This is a genomic window from Deinococcus peraridilitoris DSM 19664, from assembly GCF_000317835.1.
Taxonomy (GTDB): Bacteria; Deinococcota; Deinococci; order Deinococcales; family Deinococcaceae; genus Deinococcus_A; species Deinococcus_A peraridilitoris.
In genome coordinates this window covers 80,769-98,307 of record NC_019793.1, presented here as the reverse complement: position 1 = coordinate 98,307, position 17,539 = coordinate 80,769, and the positions used below count along the sequence as shown (strand labels likewise).

Annotated in this window: 12 protein-coding genes; 4 read left to right on the top strand and 8 right to left on the bottom strand. The window is 63.3% G+C overall.

The annotated features are described in order from the left end of the window. Positions 1-519 precede the first annotated feature (519 nt). Complete coding sequence (locus tag DEIPE_RS00360) at positions 520-1,605, top strand: type IV pilus twitching motility protein PilT (protein WP_015233994.1); 1,086 nt, start codon at positions 520-522, stop codon at positions 1,603-1,605. A gap of 127 nt (positions 1,606-1,732) precedes the next feature. On the opposite strand, the gene DEIPE_RS00355 is transcribed toward DEIPE_RS00360, so the two are convergent. The 3 genes from DEIPE_RS00355 to DEIPE_RS00345 all read right to left on the bottom strand — a co-directional run bounded on the left by DEIPE_RS00355 (position 1,733) and on the right by DEIPE_RS00345 (position 9,100). Continuing rightward, a complete protein-coding gene (locus tag DEIPE_RS00355) occupies positions 1,733-2,728 on the bottom strand; it encodes a Gfo/Idh/MocA family protein (RefSeq protein ID WP_015233993.1) in 996 nt (331 codons plus the stop codon). 139 nt (positions 2,729-2,867) lie between these two features. Beyond that, entirely contained in the window at positions 2,868-4,334 is a 1,467-nt protein-coding gene (locus DEIPE_RS00350; protein WP_015233992.1) for a glutamate synthase subunit beta, read from the bottom strand. A 38-nt stretch (positions 4,335-4,372) separates the two neighbouring features. Then, a complete protein-coding gene (locus DEIPE_RS00345) occupies positions 4,373-9,100 on the bottom strand; it encodes a glutamate synthase-related protein (protein ID WP_015233991.1) in 4,728 nt (1,575 codons plus the stop codon). 896 nt (positions 9,101-9,996) lie between these two features. Between DEIPE_RS00345 and DEIPE_RS00340 the strand changes: the two genes are divergently transcribed. Next, positions 9,997-10,323 (top strand): hypothetical protein, encoded by a 327-nt coding sequence (locus DEIPE_RS00340; protein ID WP_015233990.1) that lies wholly within the window; start codon positions 9,997-9,999, stop codon positions 10,321-10,323. A gap of 14 nt (positions 10,324-10,337) precedes the next feature. On the opposite strand, the gene DEIPE_RS00335 is transcribed toward DEIPE_RS00340, so the two are convergent. Both DEIPE_RS00335 and DEIPE_RS00330 read right to left on the bottom strand, forming a co-directional pair. Further along, entirely contained in the window at positions 10,338-10,679 is a 342-nt protein-coding gene (locus DEIPE_RS00335; RefSeq protein ID WP_157448713.1) for a P-loop NTPase family protein, read from the bottom strand. Next, positions 10,676-11,140, bottom strand: a complete 465-nt coding sequence (locus DEIPE_RS00330; protein ID WP_015233988.1) for a response regulator — start codon at positions 11,138-11,140, stop codon at positions 10,676-10,678. The genes DEIPE_RS00335 and DEIPE_RS00330 overlap by 4 nt, the downstream gene beginning before the upstream one ends. A 180-nt stretch (positions 11,141-11,320) precedes the next feature. Between DEIPE_RS00330 and DEIPE_RS00325 the strand changes: the two genes are divergently transcribed. Together DEIPE_RS00325 and DEIPE_RS00320 are read left to right on the top strand one after the other, a co-directional pair. Beyond that, positions 11,321-11,749 (top strand): response regulator, encoded by a 429-nt coding sequence (locus DEIPE_RS00325; protein ID WP_015233987.1) that lies wholly within the window; start codon positions 11,321-11,323, stop codon positions 11,747-11,749. 235 nt (positions 11,750-11,984) lie between these two features. Beyond that, complete coding sequence (locus DEIPE_RS00320; protein WP_015233986.1) at positions 11,985-12,935, top strand: DUF808 domain-containing protein; 951 nt, start codon at positions 11,985-11,987, stop codon at positions 12,933-12,935. 22 nt (positions 12,936-12,957) lie between these two features. Here the strand turns inward: DEIPE_RS00320 and otnC are convergent, their stop codons facing one another. The 3 genes from otnC to DEIPE_RS00305 form a co-directional block, all read right to left on the bottom strand. Next, on the bottom strand, positions 12,958-13,614 hold the full coding sequence (gene otnC, locus DEIPE_RS00315) for a 3-oxo-tetronate 4-phosphate decarboxylase (protein ID WP_015233985.1): 657 nt from the start codon (positions 13,612-13,614) through the stop codon (positions 12,958-12,960). After that, on the bottom strand, positions 13,611-14,864 hold the full coding sequence (gene otnK, locus DEIPE_RS00310) for a 3-oxo-tetronate kinase (protein ID WP_015233984.1): 1,254 nt from the start codon (positions 14,862-14,864) through the stop codon (positions 13,611-13,613). The genes otnC and otnK overlap by 4 nt, the downstream gene beginning before the upstream one ends. Before the next feature lie 74 nt (positions 14,865-14,938). Next, positions 14,939-17,509, bottom strand: coding sequence for an alpha-mannosidase (locus tag DEIPE_RS00305; RefSeq protein WP_015233983.1), 2,571 nt, complete (start codon positions 17,507-17,509; stop codon positions 14,939-14,941). Positions 17,510-17,539: the final 30 nt, after the last annotated feature.

Sequence of the window (17,539 nt, the reverse complement as noted above, 5' to 3'; positions counted from 1 at the left end):
CGATTAAATTCTTCACGGTGTCACGGGCCGTTGCTTATGACGGGCCGACAGAATTCTGTAAGGGCCGGTGTGGCAGCGTGACGCATGGCACTGACCAACGAAGAGCGACGGAAAGTCCGCGAGCTGGTGTGGCTTCTGGCCCACGAGGGCCGCTTGACAGACGGCAGGCTTTTCCGGTGCAGGCCGGCCACAGAGCAGTCGAGGTCTGCTCACAATGCTGCTGCGTACGCGCGTTCTTCAGCACCTCGCATCTGCAACTGACGCGCGTTAAGTCAATGACACCCGAGGTCGGGAAGCCATCGGGTGCAGCGCCATGAACGCGTCCGGGTGGCCGTAAGACTTCTGTGAGGTGCGTTGCGCTAGCAAAGAGAAGCCGCGCGGCGTGCCGGACATCAAGGTTTCACTTTTCGCGGTCGGCGCAAAGAGCAGCGGTTGAGGCTCTGTATCGCTCCGGAGCCCGGCCACCACCGTTCGGCACTATCATCCCTGTTTCGCGAGCCCTTCGCCCGGAGATCTTACATGGCCAGTTTCGACGATCTGCTCACTTACTTTGTCAACATCAAAGCCAGCGACATCCACCTGCGGGCGGGCGCGCCGCCCATGGGCCGCATCAACGGTGAAATCAAACGCATCGGCAGCAAAATGCTGTCTCCGGCCGACCTCGAAAAAATGTGCCGTGCCATCATGAAACGCCCCGGAATGTTCGAGGAATTTGCTGCGCGACGCGAAGCTGACTTCGCATATGGCCTGCCCGAAGTGGCCCGCTTTCGGGTCAATGCCATGTACCAGCGTGACTCGATTGCACTGATCATGCGAATTCAGGAACACCGGCCCAATCTGCCCACCTTTGAAGACCTCGGCCTGCCCAGTGGGATTTTCGGAGAGCTTTCCAGCAAGGAGCGGGGTCTGATCCTCGTAACAGGGCCGACGGGCAGCGGAAAGACGACGACGCTCGCTTCGATGCTCGACCATATCAACGCCACTTCGGCCAGTACGGTCGTCACCATCGAAGATCCCATCGAGATTCTTCACAAGGACAAGCAGGCGACCTTTTACCAGCGTGAGATTGGCACGGACACCCTGGACTTCAAGTTGGCCTTGCGCGCCGCGATGCGCCAGGATCCGGATGTCATTTTGATCGGTGAGATGCGCGACAAGGAAACCGTCGAGGCGGCCCTCAGTGCCGCGCAGACCGGTCACCTGGTGTTTTCGACCCTGCACACGCTGGACGCGCCGCGCACCGTGACGCGAATCCTGGATTTTTTCGCACCGCACGAGCGCGACCAGATTCGCAAGGGCCTCTCGGAATCACTGGTGGGCGTCATTAGCCAGCGGCTGCTGCCACGCAAAGGGGGAGGCCGCGTGCTGGGCCTGGAACTCATGATCGGCACCGCCACCGTGCGTGACTGCATTGCCGACGAGGACAAGTTCGCCAACCTCAAGGAAGCCATTCAGGACGGCTTTGAACAGTACGGTATGCACACCTTCGACCAGCACCTCGCCCGCCTGGTCAAAGAGGACGCGATGACCCCTGAAGACGCCATTCAGGCCGCGACCACCCCCACGGATCTCAAGATGATGCTGATGCGAAACGCCGTGTACTGAGCGCCCAGTGCGCGTGGGGCGCCGACGTCGATACGACGTCGGCGCTTTTGCTGTTTTCGGCGGCTCAGTCGGGTGGACCTCTGCCTGGTGGACTGAGCGCGCACTGACTTGACCGCGGCGAGCGGGTTTACTCCGGACCGACCACGATCCAGCTGCCTGTGGCAGAAGCCTGCTCCCAGGCTTCCTGCAGGCACTGCAAGCGCAGGCCCACCCCGAACCCGGGAAGGTCGGCTTCGCGGCCATGAATGGCCGCCGCCAGGTGATCGAGCAGCTTGCCCTGGGTCGTGTCGGCTTCGAGGGCCAGCGCCTTCGGGATGTCCTGGTCCGCCGAGTACACCGGCTGGGTCCAGCGTTCCAGGCCCAGCGTGCCGTTGGCTCCGTACACCGTCAGTGCCACGGTCTCGGGCCGCTGAACATGACACAGCAAACTCACGCCTACCCGCAGTCCCGATTCGAGCTCCAGCACGCCGTGCGCGCTTTCCTCGCTGCTCACGCCGTCGACGGGGTAGACCACGTCGGCACGCAGACGCGCGACCCGCCCGAGGCTGCGTTCGATCACCTCGAACAGGTGGGGCGTGCACTCACGGATCGGGCCGCCCTGCTCGCGCCGACCGATCCAGGGATTCATCTGCCATGCGCGAGGCCATTCGGGAAACACCAGGGTGAGGTCCGCGCGGCGCAGATCACCGAGGGTGCCGCTGTGCAGACGCTCGGCGAAGACGCGCACGCCGGGCGAATGGTAGAGCGGAAGCTGCATGGCGTGCACCCTGCCTGCCGCGCGCGCTGCGCCCAGCATGGCCCGCGCTTCCTCGGTGCTCACCGCCAGCGGCTTTTCGCACAGCACGTGCTTGCCGCTTTTCAGGGCGGCCAGGGTCAGGTCGAAGTGCGCGCTCGGCGGTACGGCGATGTACACCAGATCGACGTCTGAGGCGAGCAGCTCCGTCGAAGTCGCGCAGGCCACCGCGCCTGTCTCGCGCGCTGCTTCCTCGCTTCGTGCGGCGTCCGAGTCGTGCAGGTGCGTGACCTGAAAAGCGTCATGAGCCTGAAATTCGCGCAACAGGCGCCCGCCGATGGCGCCGAGTCCGATGATGCCAACGCGAATAGTAGAGTCAGTGTGGTTCATGTACTCCGCACAATACCGGACGCCCGCACCAAGACGCGGATACGTCTTTGTCGTACGGAAGCGTCAGGCTGTCCGCCGCTTCCCCAAGAGAAAGGGGAGACCAGCGGTCTCCCCCGAAAACGCCTGCCCCAGGCCGTCTTCAGTTCGGCAGCTGGCTCGCGCCCAGCAAAAAGGTGTCGATGGCCCGCGCGGCCTGCCGACCCTCGCGGATCGCCCACACCACCAGTGACTGCCCCCGGCGCACGTCACCCGCCGCAAACACCCGTGGGTTGCTCGTGCGGTAACCGTCGGTCACGTCAGTGCTTGCTCGCGCGTTGCCCCGCGAGTCCTTTTCCACCTTGAAGGCGTCGAGCAGCGCGGCGATGGGGCTCACGAAGCCCATCGCCAGCAGCACCAGATCGGCTTTCATGATCTGCTCGCTGCCGGGGACCTCGGTCATGGTGCCGCCCTGCCACTCCAGACGCACCGTCTTGATGGCCGTGACCCTGCCGCTTTCGCCCAGGAATTCCTTGGTGCCAATGGCAAACTCGCGCTCGGCGCCTTCCTCGTGGCTGGTGGAGGTGCGCAGCTTGTGCGGCCAGTAAGGCCAGACGAGCGGCTTGTTCTCCTGCTCGGGCGGCATGGGAAGCAGCTCGAACTGGTGTACGCTCGCAGCGCCGTGGCGGTTGCTGGTGCCCACGCAGTCGGAACCGGTGTCGCCCCCACCGATGACGATCACGTGCTTGCCGTCGGCGCGCAGCTGGTCTTTGACCTGATCGCCCGCGTTGACTCGGTTCTGCTGGGGCAGAAACTCCATCGCGAAGTGCACGCCACGCAGGTCGCGCCCGGGAACGGGCAGGTCACGCGGCTGCTCGGCCCCGCCGGCCAGCAGCACCGCGTCGAAGTCTTCCATCAGCTTCTCGGCGGAGAGGGTTTCCCGCGACAGGTTGGTTACCTTCGATCCACGCGGCAGCTTGCCGATCAGGACGCCTGTACGGAAGGTCACCCCCTCGGCTTCCATCTGCTGCACCCGGCGGTCGATCAGGTGCTTTTCCATCTTGAAGTCGGGAATGCCGTAGCGCAGCAGACCGCCCACCCGATCGTTTTTCTCGAACACCGTGACGTCATGGCCCGCGCGGGCCAGCTGCTGCGCGGCAGCCAGACCCGCCGGACCGGAGCCCACGACGGCGACCCGTTTACCGCTCTTGTGCGTGGGCGGTTGGGGCGCGACCCAGCCTTCTTTCCAGGCCCGGTCGATGATGGCGCGTTCGATGGACTTGATCCCCACGGCCTCATCGGTGAGGTTGAGGGTGCAGGCCGCTTCGCAGGGCGCGGGACAGATGCGGCCCGTGAACTCGGGGAAATTGTTGGTCGCGTGCAGTACGTCAATCGCGGCACGCCACTCGTTGTTGTAGATCAGGTCGTTGAAGTCGGGAATGATGTTGTTGACCGGGCAGCCGTTGTTGCAGAAGGGAACGCCGCAGTCCATGCAGCGCGCGGCCTGAACCTGCGCCTGCTCGACCTTGAGTTCGACCACGAACTCCTTGTAGTGCCTGAGGCGCGCGTCGATCGGCTCAGCGCTTTCTTTGACGCGCTGATACTCCAGGAAACCGGTGACTTTACCCATGTTGACTCCGTAGAACCTGTGGTGATGACTGTTGAAGATCAGCGGCCATGCGTGGCTCCCTTGAGTTCTCGCTCGGCGGCAACGCTGTTTCGCTTGCCGTTCAGTTCACCCAGGGCGCGCTCGTACTCGCGCGGGAACACCTTGACGAACTTCGGCAGCGAGGCCGCCCAGTTATCGAGAATTTCGCGTGCGCGCAGCGAGCCGGTCCACTGGTGGTGATCCTCGATGAGCTTGCGCAGCAGCTCCTCGTCACGCTGACCCTGATGCCAGTAGGCCTTGTCGGTGATGGCTTCCTGCTCGCCTGCCGTCAGCACCCGGTCGAGGGTGACCATGGCGGTGTTGCAACGGCGCGCGAACTGGCCGTCCTCGTCGTACACGTAGGCGATGCCGCCCGACATACCGGCGGCAAAATTACGCCCCGTCTGTCCGAGCACTACTACCGTGCCGCCGGTCATGTACTCGCAGCCGTGATCCCCGGTGCCCTCCACCACTGCCGTGGCCCCCGACAGGCGCACGCCGAAGCGCTCGCCCGCCACCCCGCGGAAAAAGGCCTCACCTTCGGTCGCGCCGTACAGCACGGTGTTGCCGACGATGATGTTCTTGGTCGAGTCGCCGCGGAAGTCGATGCTGGGCCGCACGACTACCCTCCCGCCTGATAGGCCCTTGCCGGTGTAGTCGTTGGCGTCGCCGATCAGGTAGAGCGTGATGCCTTTGGCCAGAAAGGCGCCGAAGCTCTGACCGCCCGTGCCTTCCATCTGAATGAAGATGGTCTGGTCGGGCAGACCCTCGGGGCGCTGCTTGACCAGCTCGCCCGAGAGCATCGCACCGACGCTGCGGTTGACGTTGCGCGCCACTTCGAGCAGTTTGACCTTCTTGCCGCGTTCGATGGCGGGCAGGCACTTGGCGATCAGCTCGACGTCGAGCGCGTTCTGAAGCCCGTGGTCCTGGGCATTGACGTGCGAGCGCGCCAGGCCCTGCTGGGCCACCTGGTAAAAGACCCGGCTGAAGTCCAGCCCGCGGGCCTTCCAGTGCTCGACACCCGCGCGGGTGTCGAGCAGGTCGCTGCGGCCGATCAGTTCCTCGAAGGTGCGCAGGCCCAGCTGGGCCATCAGCTCGCGCACTTCCTCGGCAACAAAGAAAAAGTAGTTGATGACGTGCTCGGGCTTGCCCTGGAATTTGGCGCGCAGCTCGGGGTCCTGGGTGGCCACGCCCACCGGGCAGGTGTTCAGGTGGCACTTGCGCATCATAATGCAGCCCTCCGCCACCAGGGGCGCGGTCGCGAAGCCGAACTCGTCGGCGCCCAGCAGCGCGCCGATGACCACGTCACGCCCGGTCTTCATCTGACCGTCGGCCTGCACCCGGATGCGGTCACGCAGGCGGTTGAGCACCAGGGTCTGCTGTGTTTCGGCGAGACCCAGTTCCCAGGGGGTGCCCGCGTGCTTGATCGAAGACCAGGGCGAGGCGCCCGTGCCGCCGTCGTGCCCGGCGATGACCACGTGATCGGCCTTGGCCTTGGCCACACCCGCCGCGATGGTGCCGACGCCCACTTCCGAGACCAGCTTGACCGAGACATCGGCGGCCGGGTTGACGTTCTTGAGGTCGTGAATCAGCTGTGCCAGGTCCTCGATCGAGTAGATGTCGTGGTGCGGTGGGGGAGAGATCAGGCCCACGCCCGGCACCGAGTGGCGGAGCATGCCGATGTACTCCGAGACCTTGCTGCCGGGGAGTTGCCCGCCCTCGCCGGGCTTGGCGCCCTGGGCCATCTTGATCTGAATCTGGTCCGCGGACACCAGGTACTCGGTGGTGACCCCGAAGCGACCTGAGGCGACCTGCTTGATCTTCGAGCGCAGGCTGTCGTTCTCGGCGAGCTCGTAGTCGGCGGCGATGCGGCCCGACCCCAGAATGTCGCTGAGTTTCGTTCCGGCCTTGACGCTGACACCGCGCAGCTCGTCCCGGTAACGCGCCGGGTCCTCGCCGCCCTCGCCGGTATTGGACTTGCCGCCAATACGGTTCATGGCGAGCGCCAGGGTGGTGTGCGCCTCGGTGCTGATCGACCCGAGCGACATGGCCCCCGTCGCAAAGCGTTTGACGATCTCGGCGGCGCTCTCGACTTCCTCGAGCGCAATGGCTTTTTCAGGATCGATCTTGAAGTCGAACAGACCACGCAGGGTCATGTGGCGCCGCGACTGGTCGTTGATGATCTGCGCGTACTCCCGGTACGTCTCGATACGCCCGGAGCGGGCCGCGTGCTGCAGCTTGGCAATGGCGTCGGGCGTCCACATGTGCTCCTCGCCGCGCGCACGCCAGGCGTACTCGCCGCCGGTTTCGAGCATGTTCAGCAGCAGGAGATCCTCGCTGAAGGCCGCGCGGTGCGTGCGGATGGCTTCCTCGGCCACCTCGAACACGCCGATGCCGCCCACCTGGGTGGAGGTGCCGCGAAAGTACTTCTCGATGATCTCGGCGTTCAGGCCGATCGCCTCGAAGATCTGGGCGCCGCAGTACGACATGTAGGTGCTGATGCCCATCTTGGACATGATCTTCGAGAGACCCTTGCCGATTCCCTTGACGTAGTTGTAGATGGCCTTCTCGGGCGTCACGTTGCCGGGGCGGACCCGGTGCAGTTCCGCGATGGTCTCCATGGCGAGGTAGGGGTGAATCGCTTCGGCGCCGTAACCGGCCAGCACCGCGAAGTGGTGTACCTCGCGCGCCGAGCCCGTCTCGACGACCAGCCCGGCCGTGGTGCGCAGGCCACGCTGGACCAGATGTTGGTGGATGGCCGAGAGGGCCAGCAACGCCGGAATCGCGACCCGGTCACGGTCCACACAGCGGTCGCTGATGATCAGGATGTTGTGACCGCTCTTGATGGCGTCCACGGCCTCGGCGCGCAGTGACGCGAGGCGCGCCTCGACGCCCTCGCTGCCCCACTCCAGGGGGTAGCAGATGTCGATCTCGTAGGGCTTGAACTTGCCGCCGGTGTGCTGCTCGATCGCGCGCAGCCGGGCCATGTCGTCGAAATCCAGAATCGGCTGGCTGACCTCGAGGCGCATGGGTGGGTTCACCGCGTTGATATCGAGCAGGTTGGGCTTGGGACCGATAAAGGACGCCAGCGACATCACGATCGATTCCCGGATCGGGTCGATGGGCGGGTTGGTGACCTGCGCGAACAGCTGGCGGAAGTAGTTGTACAGCGGCTTGTTCTTGTTGGACAGCACCGCGAGCGGCGAGTCGTTGCCCATCGAGCCGATGGCTTCCTCGCCCGCAGCGGCCATGGGGCTCAGCAGGAACTTGACGTCTTCCTGCGTGAAGCCAAACGCCTGCTGGCGGTCGAGCAGCGACTCGCGGTACGTCTGGGGCTGCGCCTCTACCTTGACGGCGTCGAGCCGGATGCGGACGTTCTCGATCCACTGGCGGTACGGCTTGGCAAAGGCCACCTGTGCCTTGAGTTCCTCGTCGTTCACGATCCGGCCCTGGTCGAGGTCGATCAGGAACATGCGCCCGGGCTGCAGGCGCCACTTCTTGACGATCCGGTTCTCGGGAATGGGCAGCACACCTGTCTCGGAGGCCATGACCACCAGGTCGTCGTTGGTGACGATGTAGCGCGCCGGGCGCAAACCGTTGCGGTCAAGGGTCGCGCCGATCTGGCGCCCGTCGGTGAAGACCATCGCAGCGGGACCGTCCCAGGGTTCCATCATCGCGGCGTGATACTCGTAAAAGGCGCCCCGGCGGTCATCCATCATGCTGTGCTGTTCCCAGGCTTCCGGGATCAGCATCATCGCGGCGTGCGCGAGCGGATAGCCGGCCATGGTGAGCAGTTCGAGCGCGTTGTCGAAGGTGGCCGTGTCCGACTGGCCCTCGAAGCTGATGGGGTAGAGCTTGGGCAGGTCGTCGCCCAGCACAGGAGACTTCATGACGCCTTCGCGGGCGCGCATCCAGTTGAAGTTGCCCTTGACGGTGTTGATCTCGCCGTTGTGCGCGACCATCCGGTAAGGGTGCGCGAGCGGCCACTCCGGAAAGGTGTTGGTCGAAAAGCGCTGGTGAACGAGGGCGAGCGCCGACACCAGACGGGGGTCCTGGAGATCCTTGTAGTAGGTGCCCACCTGGGTCGCGAGCAGCAGCCCCTTGTAGATCACCGTGCGGCACGACATGCTGGGCACGTAATACTCGCCGCTGTGCGTGAGCTTGAGGGCCTGGATGGCGCTCGACGCGGTCTTGCGGATCACGTAGAGCTTGCGCTCCAGCGCGTCTGGCACGATCAGGTCCGGTCCGCGGCCGATGAAGACCTGACGGATGACCGGTTCCTTGGCGCGGACCGCGGGTGACATCGGCATTTCACGGTCCACCGGAACGTCACGCCAGCCCAGCAGCACCTGCCCTTCGGCGCGAATGGCGCGCTCCAGTTCCTGTTCGCACGCCAGGCGCGAGGCGTGCTCTTTGGGCAAAAAGATCATCCCGACGCCGTATTCGCCGGGCGGGGGCAGCGTCACACCCAGCGCGGCCATTTCGGCACGGTAGAACTCATCGGGAATCTGTATTAATATTCCCGCTCCATCGCCCATCAGCTCATCGGCACCAACGGCGCCCCGGTGATCGAGGTTTTCCAGAATTTTGAGTCCCTGCGCGACGATGTCATGCGATTTGTTGCCTTTGATATGGGCGACGAAGCCCACCCCGCAGGCGTCATGCTCGTTTTCGCGGCGATACAGACCGTGCTGGCCGACGGATGCAACTTCTTGTGGTGTGGGCCCAGAGATTCGATTTCGGTCCATATGGGTACTCCTGTCTCGAAACTACGCGGGTAGCGTATCCTGAGAGCATACAGACGAAGCCTCACCTTCTGGCGATGTTGTCCATGCATTGCCGCCGTGAAATGTTGCGCATCGGTGAATAACTTTGAGCGTTCGCGCGTATCGGTACGTGCCGACGAAGCGGAGAGACACTGAGTGCAGTGCTCCACCAGTGCTCCACGGTGGCGCAGTCGCCGGTCGCAGCGGAGGACTCGGGCTTAAAGCGGTTGTCAAAGACATGGATCGGTTTTTGATCAATGTTTTTGACCGAGCGGAGAGCGCGCAGTGCCCGAAACCGCTTTTGGGCACGCTGTCAGCGCGGGGAGCAAGTGACCTTGACCAGGAGCGTTTGGAAGCGGGCAGGCGTCCTCATGGGCGTCCGTTCTGCCCAAGAAGCGGGCAGGCGTCCTGAAGGGCGTCCGTTCTGGCCAAGAAGCGGGCAGGCGTCCTCATGGGCGTCCGTTCTGCCCAAGCGGCCAGGCTTGCTCATGCGAGTCCGTTCTGGCCAAGACGCGGCCAGGCTTGCTCGTGCGAGTCCGTTCTGGCCAAGAAGACGCGGGCCGGCGTCCTTCAGGGCGTCTTGCGCAGGACAGCCCTCAAAGCGGTTTGAGGGCTTGCGCGCGTCCGTTCTGTTCTGCCCAAGACAATGGAATTGATGGCGTGTCTTCCTCCAAGGGTGGAATGGACAAACGCTTTACGGGTCTCCCGAACGTTCTGGGTGCCACGTTCAAGGCTGACGCGGGCAGCGCTGGCGAGGTGTCATGGGCGGGGCGATCACGACCGTGCGGTTTTGTCAGGTGGGACGCGAAGTGTTGACATACGGTTGGCTGAGGCTCACACCAACGCGAGCAAGCGAAGGTACAGTATGAGCGACTCTCATGCCTAACCTCGCCGTCGCCTACTATCAGACGTATTCCTCAACACACGTGGGCAAAACGTCCATGGAGGTTCGCAAAGCTGCGCTGGAATCGTTTGCCGAACATCACGGCCTGACCATTTTCCGAAGCTTTGAAGGCCCATCAGGAAGCGACGTCTTCACGCAGGCTGTGTCACTGTCGAGTGAGATTGACGGACTGCTGCTGGTCACCAACGATTCCACTGACGAGGACGATGTCCGTCTGATGGTGAACTTGACGGCGCAGGGCATTCGCTTCATCGCCGTGAATCTGTTCGGGACCGGAAAAAACTCGTTGCGCGAGAATTGATGAGGCCAGGGTCTTCAGACCGGTTTGCCAAAACTGAACAACGCCTGGTTTGCGGATTGTGCTGATACGAAATTGACTCCTTCGGCCACCAGTTGATCGATGGTTTCTTTCAGGTCATCCACGTGGTTCAGCAGCACGAACGCTCCGCGCGTTTTCGCCTCTCTGGCCGCTTCGTGGAGCTGCTCGAAGCTTTCTTCGGTGATTTCGAGATAGCGCGCGACCTCACGGATGTCGTGGCGTGCCATAAAGCCAAGGATGTGCTCCTGCTGCTGCTCCAGCGATGCCATTGCCTGCCGGGCACTTGTTTGCGTACTGCGTAGATACACGACAGCCTCACGCGGACTGAATGACGTCATAGCCACCACTTCGTGTTTTGTGGGGAGGTGGGTGTCGCGGTTCTGTTGAAGGACAGCCAGAACGATTTGAGGCTCAGCACCACCTCCTGAAAGTCACTGAATCGGGATGGTTTGACAACGTAACCGTTGGCGCCATGCCGGTAGCAGGCCTCGATGTCGCTGCTGGCACTGGAAGTCGTGAGCATCACTACGGGAGTCAGGGAAAACAGCGGGTCACTCTTGATGTGTCTGAGCAGATCGAGTCCGCTGCCACCGGGCATATTCAGATCGAGCAGAATCAGTGTCGGGTCAGCGGTCCGGCGCTCGGAATGGCGACCTCGGCGCTGCAGATACTCAAGCGCTTCCTCCAGTGAATGTGCCGTGTCGAGCAGTGTGATTCCAGCCAGTCCGAATGCCTGCGCGGCAATTTCGAGGTCGGCCGGATTATCGTCCACCAGCAGGATGCGTTTACGTATCGGCATGAAATTCTGTCACTCTCCTCAGCTCTCTCAGATTAACGTGGTCTTGAGGTTGGCAGCATTAAGACTTGGCCGACGGTCCGCCGCTCCAGCCTCAAGGGAAGATGAGTCTCGACTCCAGATGTGATGTGAGAGACGACGCCGATACGTCAGGTTTACTCGCTACACTCCCCAAAGAACGCCATGCCGAAAGACACATTGGCAATTCTTCTGATCGACGACAGCAGCGAAGATTGTTTCCTGATCGCCCAGGCTTTCAAGGAGCTGGGTCTGCCGCACTCACTGAATGCGGTGCATGACGGTGTCGAGGCGCTTTCCTATCTGCATACCCGACCGGTGCCGGATTTGATTCTGCTCGACCTCCACATGCCGCGCATGGGCGGTCTGGAAGTGCTGCGCAGCATCAGAAATCATCAGGACTGGCGTACCATTCCTGTCATCGTCCTGACGATCTCGAACGCGGAGCATGACATCCGGGAGAGTTACCGTCGTCAGGCCAACGCGTACATCCGTAAGCCCTCGTCGCCGGACGAATTCGTGAATCGACTGCGTCACCTTCAGGCGTTCTGGACTGTTGTGGCGCTCGTGGCATCAAAGTCGCCGTTCCGGTGAAACGGCGCGGTGATCACCTGCCCGCTTCCCTCATTCGATGATGTACAACACTGCTCCAGCTTCAGGCCGGGCCTGCAAATCAGGCCGCAAACATGAAGGCATGGTCGGCCTGGCCTTTGACGACCTCAGCAAGTCGCCCTTTCGCGTGTAATACCCTGGATTCAATGTTCATTCCTCATAAGATTTCCGTGACCGGCCATCACGTCCCGTCGAACCCGCTGGAGCGTTTTGCGTCATGAGTGGCGGCCTCGTCGCTTTACTCGATGACGTTGCTTTGATCGCCCGGCTCGCCGCTGCCTCGGTGGATGACATTGGTGCCGCCGCCGGCAGGGCAGGCGTGAAAGCCATTGGGGTGGTCGTCGACGACACGGCCGTGACGCCCCGGTACGTGACCGGATTCACGCCGCAACGGGAGCTGCCCGTCATCTGGCGCATCGCCCGGGGATCGCTGCGCAACAAAGTCGTATTCATCTTGCCGGCAGCGCTGCTGATCAGCCAATTCGTGCCGTGGGCCATGGCCCCCCTGTTGATGCTCGGTGGTGCTTACCTGTGCTTTGAAGGAGCCGAAAAGATCTACGAAGCCTTCGCCGGTCATGCACACACCCCTCGTGACGACGCAGAGAAACTCGGTACTGCCGTTCACGAACAGCAAATGATCGCCGGGGCAGTGCGCACGGATTTCATTCTCTCGGCGGAAATCATGGCGATCTCTCTGGCCGAAGTCGCGGGTGAACCCTTCTTTTCCCGCGCATTGATTCTGCTGGTCGTCGCGCTGGCGATCACTGCACTCGTGTACGGACTGGTGGCTCTGATTGTCAAGGCGGACGACCTCGGATTGAAACTTGCCAGCTCCCGCTCACCGATGCTGCAGACGCTGGGTCGTGGCCTGGTGAAAGGGATGCCGGGTGTGCTGTCCGTGCTGGGAGTGGTGGGCATCGTCGCGATGCTCTGGGTGGGAGGCCACATCATCCTCGACGGGCTTGCACAATTTGGCCTGGCCGGGCCTGCCCACGCGTTACATGACCTCGCATTGGGCATTGGGCACGCCGTTCCGTTCGCGCAGCACTTCCTGGAGTGGCTGACCGAAACGCTGGGGTCCGCTCTGGCTGGGCTGCTGATTGGCGGCGTGATCGTGTTGGCGTTGCACGCACGAGCTGGCCGGAGTAGTGCGAGCGGCGGGCACTGAGAAAAAAACTTGCAGCGTACCGTCAGGCCTCGGGGTTCCAGCGCGCTCCAAAGGTCCGCTGGAGTTCCTCGATCTGATGCGCGTCCAGCGTGCGGATCGGGTGTCCCTGCAATGCCAGGAAGATGCGTGCGGTTTCTTCGAGTTCTTCGGCTGCGCTGACAGCGTCCTCGAGGCTCGGGGCGGACACCACCGGTCCGTGATTGGCCAGCAACACCGCCGAATGGGTGGGCGCGAGCCGGGCCACCTCGTCGCCAAGGCGTTGGTCGCCCGGCCGGTGGTACGGCACGAGTGGTAGATTTCCGATGCGCATCACGAAGTACGGCGTGAGCGGCGGCAGACAACTGTGAGGATTCAAGTGGGCCAGGCAGGATAGTGCCACCGCGAAGGTGGAGTGCAGATGCACGACAGCGTGGGTTTCTGGCCGGAAGCGATAGTAGGCGAGATGCAGAAACGATTCCTTGCTGGGCGGTGAGCCGCCCAGTAAAGTTCCGTCCCAGTCGAGGTGACTGATGTTGTCTGCGGTGAGCTCGCCGAGGCAGGAGTTGGTCGGGGTAAGCAGCCATCCGGCGTTCCCTTCCAGCCGGACGCTGAGATTCCCGCTCGTGCCAGGGCTGAGCCCCCGCTCATAGAGGCGCCGGCCCAACCGAACAAGTTGATGACGTTCACGCGTTGGAATCATGCGATCAGCTCCCAGGCGGCGGTGAACAGGTCCACCGGTCCGAAGTTGCCGGATTTCAGTACCAGGTGCAGCGCCCGTTTGGGGCTGTAAGTCCAGGGCACCCCGGGTGACACTTCGGGGCCGATGCGCAGGACCTGAACACCGAGTGCCTGGGTCACCGCGCCCGAGGTTTCGCCGCCCGCGATGATCAGCTGACGCGCGCCGAGTTCCGTGAGCCGCACGGCGAGTTGTGCGAGCGCGCCTTCGATCAGGGCTCCGGAATGCTCCCGGCCAAGCTGTTCTTGCACGGTGTGTATCTCTTCGGGCGTGCCACTGGCGTAAATCAAAATGGGTGTCACCCCCAGGTACGGGCGGGCCCACTGCACCACTTGCTGGAGCGCGCGGTCGTACGCCGAGGTCAGCTCGAAGGCATCGAGCTTCAAGGTCGGCAGGAAGGCGCGGGCGTGTTCGATCTGCGCGTGGGTTGCGCGGGAGGCACTGCCCGCCAGAACGACCTGCGCACCGCGGGCGCGGGGGAGTTGGCTGGTCGTCAAGGACGTGTCACCTGCCGGGGCAGGCAAGCCGAGCGCGAGGCCGGATCCTCCCGTGATGAGGATGTCGTCGCGTGTGGCGAGCGCCAGGGTGCGCAGATGATCGTTGTCGAGCGTGTCACACAGCACCAGTTGATGTCCGGTGGACTGCAAGGCGTGCAGCTGCTCGCGGGTGGCCGTGGGCCCTTGTTGGAGGTGATGGTAGGACAGCAGGCCCACGCGCGAAGGAGTCTGGGCCTGCAGGACCCGCACGAGATTCGGATCGCGCATGGGCGTGAGCGGATGGTGCTGCATGCCGCTTTCGCTCAGCAGGGCGTCATGCACGAACAGGTGACCACGATAGACGGTGCGGCCTCCATCCGGGAAGGCGGGGCAGAGGATGGTGCCGTGCGCGTTCAGTGCCTTCACCAGTGCGTCTGTCACGGGTCCGATGTTGCCGTGCGCGGTAGAGTCGAACGTGGAGCAGTACTTGAAGTAAAAGCGCCTGCAGGACAGTTCCTGCAGGTAACGCAGCGCGGCGAGGGACTGGTGCACGGCCTGAGGAGCAGAAACGGTGCGGGACTTGAGGGCGATGACGACCGCGTCGACTTCATCCAAGGCCACCTGGGAGTGGCTGGGGAGGCCAAGGATCAGGGTGGTCCGGAAACCCTGACGGGTCAGGTTGTTCGCGAGGTCCGCGGCTCCGGTGTAATCATCGGCAATACAACCAAGCGTGGGCATTCATCCTCCGGCGCACAGATGCTGGCGAGTGGGAACCGGCCATGCCGTCATGGCGTGCGCCAAGTCAGGGCACTTCACGCGAAGTCTTCCTCGAGGAAATTGACTTCACGAAACGTGCCGCTTTGAGTTACGCGCAAGGTTTTGATTTCGTGCGGCCTGACGGTAACGGACAGCGTGGTGTGGATGAGCGGCAGTGTGACACACACGTGTGCGGTGCGGTGATGGGGTTCGTAGAGTCGGAGAATCAGGTCGTCGCCTTCTTCTGCGTTTTTGAGGGCGGTGACGATCACCGCCCCCGGAGGTTCGACGTTCAGGTACGACTGCACGGGCGGCAGATCTCCGGCATGCGCGTACTCCCGAACGAAGCTGAGTGGTTCGTTGAAGTCCTGCGCGGCCTGCACGACCATGTGCTCCTGCCAGCCACCCTGGTGTGGTATGAGAGCCCAGCGGGTGCGGGTCACGCCCTGATCGAGGTACTCATCGACGGGCCGGGGACGTTCGGGACGGTCGCCGCCCCCGTAAATCGGGCTGCGCACAATGGACAGCCGCAGTTCACCACCCTGTACGTCCGCGCCGTACTTGCCGTCATTCAGCAGCGCCACACCGTAGGGTAGGGCGGACGCAGGTGCGTCCTGCATGGACGCCGTTTCATCGCCGAGCTGGTGCACGTTTGCCTGGGTGTGGCGGCCCATATCGGCGAGACTCCCCTTCACGTTCAGCCAGGCCTGCGAGGGTTCTTCCTGTCCACCGGCGGGACGCTCGGTATGCCCGAACGGCACGGAAAAGGTCGCTTGAGCATTTTCCAGTGCGAACGGAAAGGCGAGTTTCACCATGCGGTACTCTTCGTGCCAGTCGAGCTGCAGACGGCCGTGAATGGCAGGAATGTCGCGGTAGAGGGTGAAGTCATGCTGCGCTGTAGACTGGCCCCAGCGGGTCGTGACGCGGATGGTCGCGCGGACAGGTCCGCTTTCGAGCAGGCTCAGCTCGGGCTGGCCAAACACGCCCGCGAGGTGGCGGAAGTACGCGCCCTTGCCCCAGGGATTGCTGGGGTCTTCGATGACGAGCAGCTGCGCGCCTGCACCCGAGAGCAGTTCACGGCCCAGCTGCTGGTCGCGCAGGCTGCGCAGGGCGCCCGTGCGGGCGTCGAACTCCAGCCGCCACCAGGAGTTCTCGAGGACCGTGGGCGCGACATTCAGCGGCCTGGCGTCCGGGCCAGGTTGGTGTGGGGGCTCATCGGTGACGCGGTACAACCGGTAACCCAGCGGAGGCACTTCGGCGAGAAACGCCACACGCTTGCGGGGCGGTCCTGCTTCACCGTGCGCAAATTGATGCACGACGGGTCGCTGTTGTTCGTCCTGAACGCGCAGGTCCATGATGTGCCAGTCATTGAGTTCCACATCGATGACTTCACGCCGTGGGCAGGGGCTGGAATTGAAGACCACCACCGGTACGCCGTCGCCCAGATCGGCGACCGCGTTACCCGCTCCCGTGCGCACGCGCCGCATGGTTTCCTCGATCGTCACCTCCGGACTGCTGCGCGTGTCGATGCGCTGGGCGATGACCTGCTGCGCCGCGTGCGTGACCCGTCGCGCGGTGCCGATGGCTTCGCTCATCTCGAAGCGGACGTCGTCGTACGCGCGGGGAATGCTGGTGCCGCAGATGATGTCGTGAAACTGGTTGAAGAGCAGGTGCTTCCAGGCACGCTCGAGTGCCTCCGTCGGATACGGCTGACCGTAGACCCGCGCGATGGTGGACCATTTCTCAGCCATGGCGAGGATGTGTTCCGCCTGGCGGTTGAGCTGCTTCACCTGGCTGTGAGAGGTATAACAGCCTCGGAAGGTGTGCTGCAGCGCCGCGTCGAAGGTGGGATGGTCGCGCGTGCGGGCGCGTTCGAAGAAGCCCTCCAGGGTACCGAGCTGCAAGGTGGGCCAGTCGGGTGAGGTCATCAGGTCACGCAGGTGGGAGAGGGCTTTTCTGGTGGGGCCGCCGCCGTGATTGCCAACACCGTACACGACCAGCCATTCCGGACTGTCCACTGGACGCCAGGGAATGGCGGCGTTCAGGGAGTCGGTGAGGTCGCGCGGATTGGAGTTGTAGCTTTCCAGGCGGGCACTGAGGATGCGCGAGCCGTCGCGTCCCTGCCACCAGAAGAGGTTGGAGGGAAGCTCGACTTCGTGCGGGTGGGGACGCCAGAAGACAAAGGATGTCAGGGCGCAGTGCCTGAGGATCTGTGGGAGGGTGTGTGGATGTCCGAAGGAGTCCGGGAGGAAGGCGACGCTGCAGTGTTGGCCGAACGCCTGCCGAAAGAAGCGCTGACCGTAGAGGCCCTGCCGGGCAAGGGCTTCACCGGAAGGGATGTTCACGTCCGGTTCCACCCAGAATCCCCCGCTGAGTTCCCACTGGCCACGCCGGACAGCGTCACGGATCTCATCCATCAGCTGCGGGTGAATCTGCATCCAGGCGTACTGGGCGGCGGAGGTGTGCGTAAAGACCAGATCGGGGTTTTCCTTGATGCGGTCAAGCGCGCTGCGAAAGGTGGCCTTGACCGTTTCGATGCCTTCCTGCTGGTCCCACAGCCAGACAGGATCGAGGTGGGCGTGTCCGGTCAGGGTGAAGGTCAGGTCCTTGTGGCGTGGGTTGGTCATGAAACCTCCGAACGCGGGTTATTTAAAATC